This window comes from Paeniglutamicibacter sp. NPDC091659 (genome assembly GCF_044756805.1).
Taxonomy (GTDB): domain Bacteria; phylum Actinomycetota; class Actinomycetes; order Actinomycetales; family Micrococcaceae; genus Paeniglutamicibacter.
The window spans coordinates 9,133-13,440 of record NZ_JBIVTO010000022.1 but is presented as its reverse complement, the minus strand read 5'-3'; the positions used below and the strand labels follow the sequence as shown (position 1 = coordinate 13,440).

At 59.1% G+C, this 4,308-nt stretch carries 2 protein-coding genes; one reads left to right on the top strand and one right to left on the bottom strand.

Annotated elements, in window-relative coordinates:
- Positions 1-451: 451 nt before the first annotated feature.
- Complete coding sequence (locus ACIQLF_RS21645) at positions 452-721, bottom strand: transposase family protein (RefSeq protein WP_400303257.1); 270 nt, start codon at positions 719-721, stop codon at positions 452-454.
- 603 nt (positions 722-1,324) lie between these two features.
- Between ACIQLF_RS21645 and ACIQLF_RS21640 the strand changes: the two genes are divergently transcribed.
- Entirely contained in the window at positions 1,325-2,428 is a 1,104-nt protein-coding gene (locus ACIQLF_RS21640; RefSeq protein WP_400303254.1) for a fatty acid desaturase family protein, read from the top strand.
- The last annotated feature ends 1,880 nt before the right edge of the window (positions 2,429-4,308 follow it).

Sequence of the window (4,308 nt, the reverse complement as noted above, 5' to 3'; positions counted from 1 at the left end):
GGAATTCACCATGACGATGATCTTCGGGGTTCCTTTCGCCCTGGTCGTCGCGGTGCTGTACTTCGTGATGCGCAAGCGCATGGTCCCGGCCGATGAGACCGAAGACCTGGAAGGTGATGATCAACTGGTCGGTGAAACGGTTTAGCCACCCAGTCTATTGACGGTGCACTGAACCGGGAATCGGGCAGCCCTGCTGCATCTGGCTCAGTGTGAATCAAGAGCAAATCGGCTTTGGAAGATCCCGCCTCATATTCAAGATGATTCTCGCGTCATGATTGAGGCCCGGGCTGCTCTTAGTAATCGAAGGAGCTGGATCCCACGATGACAAGTCCAGTTCCTGACGGGTGCCAACCTCATCAGTTTGGCATTGCGCAAAGCCCCGGTCCGCCCAAAACGGACCGGGGCACTTCCAGAATGAAATTTTCATTGAGCATTATTTAGAGCTCCATTCTCACCAACCGAGTCGGCAGTATTCCAACCGCGTGATGGCGCGGATGACCTTGAGTAGTTCGGTGAGCCTGGCGCGGTATCCGGTGGCGAGGGTCTTCCAGTTTTTCAAGTGGGCGATGGCCCGTTCCACCGCGGAGCGGATCAGGCTGATCTGCTTGCTGTAGGCCTTGTCGTGGTCGTTGAGCTCCCCGCCTGCCGGCTTCTTCAACGGAGTGATCGCGTTGGTGCCGATATAGGCGGGATCCGCCAGCCAGACGTGGTCCTTGAGGATTTCCTCCCAGCCGACTTCGGTCAGCGCCCAGCTGTCATGCCGGCCCGGGTCCCTTGGACATCTGGGAACGGGAGGCTAGGACCTGGGAACCGCGCGCCATCAGTTCGGTGATCTGCGCGCGGGGCAGCCCTGTAGTAGAGTCGTAGCGCATCGGCTTTCTGTCCGGATATTGAGATCTAGAGAACTCCAATAATCCGGGTTGGGAAGCCGATCTTCGTTAACGGGCACGCCGAGACCCGAGAACAGATCAGGTCAGTTTCGAATCAAGCTCTGTCATGGAATACGACGCGGTTTTCCAAACTCGTTTGTCTCCCGGGATTTAATCGATTCCTAGGAAATCAGCGTTTCATCTGGCAATTCGTTGGCCGGGGTGAATCGGGCCAACCCAGCGGCGACAGGATTTTGCAATCCCGGGCATTTCCCACCAGGCACTGATTCGTTCGGTGTGACCCGGCGAACAGCACGGGAAGCGGACGTTCCGAGCACGATTTTAGATCTCACGTGGCTTTTCCCGTACAGTTTGTTGTGTGGGAACCAAAATTTTTTTGGTTCTTTCGGCTGAAATTGTCGCCCTTTGTACCATTGGTTGTAATCCTGAGCAGTTTGCTTTCCCCAGTTCTCCCTCCGGCACCCACGCAGCGCAGCGTGCGCGGAAACGCCGGATCCAATAATTACCGTCACCTGAAAATTCGTGTACGTGACGCCGGCCTGTTGGGCCGCCGCACGCGACACTACCTGGTGACGGCCCTGATCTTGGCGGTGTTGTTGGGCGGGGCCGTGACAGGCTTTGTCCTTCTGGGCGAGAGCTGGTTCCAGTTGCTCATCGCCGCGGGCCTGGGCATTATCTTGACGCAGTTTGCGTTCTTGACCCATGAAGCCGCACACCGGCAGATCCTGACTTCGGCTACGGCCAACGACAAGATTGGCCGTTTCCTGGCCAACGTCGTGGTGGGCATCAGCTACCAGTGGTGGATGAACAAGCACAGCAAACACCACGCCATGCCCAACACCATCGGCAAGGATCCGGACATCGAATGGGACACCATCTCCTTCCAGGTCCAGGACGCCCAGAAGCAAACAGGTATCCTCAAGTGGATCACCGAACGCCAAGGTTACCTGTTCTTCCCCTTGCTTACGCTTGAAGGCATCAACCTGCACTTCCGCTCGATGATGTACCTGGTCACCGGGAATAAGGTGAAAGGTCGCGCCGGGGAAATCACAGCGATCGCCCTTCGCCTGTCCCTCTACCTCGCCGTGCTGTTCGTCTTCCTGCCCGCGGGCATGGCCGCGGCGTTCCTGGGGGTGCAGCTGGCAGTCTTCGGCGTGTACATGGGCGCCTCGTTTGCACCCAACCACAAGGGGATGCCTATGATTCCCAAGGAATCGCGCATCGACTTCTTTTCGCGGCAGGTGCTCACCAGCCGCAACGTCATGGCCCGTTCCGACTTCGGAAACCGGATCCTGTCGCATGTCTACGGCGGCCTGAACTACCAGGTCGAGCACCATCTGTTCCCCTCGATGCCGAGAGCCAACCTGCCGGCTGTTGCAAAGATCGTGCGCGAGTACTGCGACGAGCTCAAGGTTCCGTACACGGTGGCGACCCCTAAGCAGTCCTACGCCCAGGTGATCAGCCACCTCAACAAGGTCGGCCTCTCCGCGCGGGATCCGTTTGACTGCCCCATGGTGAGTGAATACCGTCCCTTCTAGGACGGGGAAGCCCGGCCGCCCGTTGGCCTTTGTCCCGTGAAGTTGCATGGGGCACCAAAAGCTGACGGACTGTCGCCGATCACCATAGAATCGCATTAAACGCCCGGCCAGGGATTCCAAGCCGGGCGTTTCGTGTTTTCATCGATCAGGGGAGAAATCTCTTCGTCGTTTTCAAGGGCATGTAGGCCGAGGCGGCAGGATGCCCGCACCTCGACGGCGGGCGAGGGACTTGTTCCGGGTAAACGGAAGGCCCCTCTATGCCAGAGGGGCCCTCAACGAATGGGGTGGTTTGTCTCGGTCTAGGTCTAGCTTAACGGCGACGTGTTCCTCCCCTCTTGGCCGGTCAAAGCCATCAACGGATGCAAGTAGAAATATGCTAAGAATGGGTGTCGCGCCCTGTCAAATCCAGCCCTGGCCAGTCGTTCCGTGGCTGAATACAGCGAGTTTCAACTGGCTCTCCTCCCTCGAAGCTGGCCCGCACCGTGGGCCAAGGAGGTCGTGTCAATACGTGTCCCCTACGGCTTCCTAAAATATTTCCAACACGGAAATACTTAGCAAACTAGCTTTTTGATGGGCTGTCGGACGGACGCATGGCTCATGCCTTTCCGACCGGGTTCGGCGGCCGTTCCCGTTTTCGGCGCCCTGGCCGGCAGGGCCCGCCGTGCCCGCACGCCGCCGATCCCGCACCGCGGCAAGCGCCGGCGGAAGAGCAGGCTTCCGGGTGGATGGCGTGATTGCCGCATCACCGGACCTACTTCCACGGCCCCGTCCACCACCGGCTTCCGGGACGCTGCCGAACGCCCCGTGAATCAGTGATGGGCAGCAACCCCAGACATTCAGGGGGAACCAAACCGATAACAATCGGTTCCATCCCTGGGTTCCCGCATACCTGCGTTGCTAGGATTCAGGCACGTCCCGGCCACAAGGAGGAAATGTGTTCTTGGAAATGCCGACCCCTGCGAATGGCTCGCATGTTGCCAGATCCCTCATGGCCGGACTCTCTATCGTTGCGCTGAGCGCTTGCACCTCAACGGAACGCGCGCCCGAGCCGACCACACCGGGTCTGACGACGACTTCTGCAAGCAGTTCTCCCCCCAGCCCCTCCCGACCCCCAACAAGTTCGGCTCATTCCGGACCAACAAGCTCAGGCGTCCGGTCCCCCGCCGAACCAACCTTTTCAGCGGAATCCATCAAGGTCCTGGACCACAAGTTTGTCAATGACCCCACGGGCAGAAACCTGCAGGTCAAAGCCCAAGCACCCGAGAATACCAGTTTCTTCAGCGGAACCGGCAAGGATCCCTGTGAATCAAGCGCCATAGGTGCGCCCTCGGCCGCACCAAGCAGTTCTGCGGCGACTTCCGTGCCCCAGATGACCTATGTGCTGCGTTGCCAGGACCAGAACCCCACCACGGATCTGACCGCAAGCATCGGCTACGGAGACTTCGACTACTCATTCCTTGTCGCCCTAAAGTAGCGCCTTCGCTTGTGGCAATCCGAGGATCGCGATCGACAGCTCCTCGTCCCGGTGGGCCCACCACCGGCCGACCAACAGGACCTGCCCGCCGGTGAGGCCGCTACAGACAGGTCCCCCGGGCATCCCGAGGGGGCCGGGCGGTAAGCCAGCGACCTCGCTTGGCTTGGTGTCCAACCCCTCCAAAAACCCCGGAAACTTGAGGATTTGATTTTCTCTCGAAGCACTACTATATTTTTGGCATGCGGCGAGAAGAACGATTTACCCCCAGATTTAGGAAGGTGCAGTTGCTTCCTTTGGGGGGGAAACCCGCACAGCAGTACCCGGCCGTCGGACAGCTTGAGACGGCCACCGCAGTAAAGAAGTACCAGCAGTAAAGCAGTAGCCGGAGGGCGTGGTTGTCGGACAG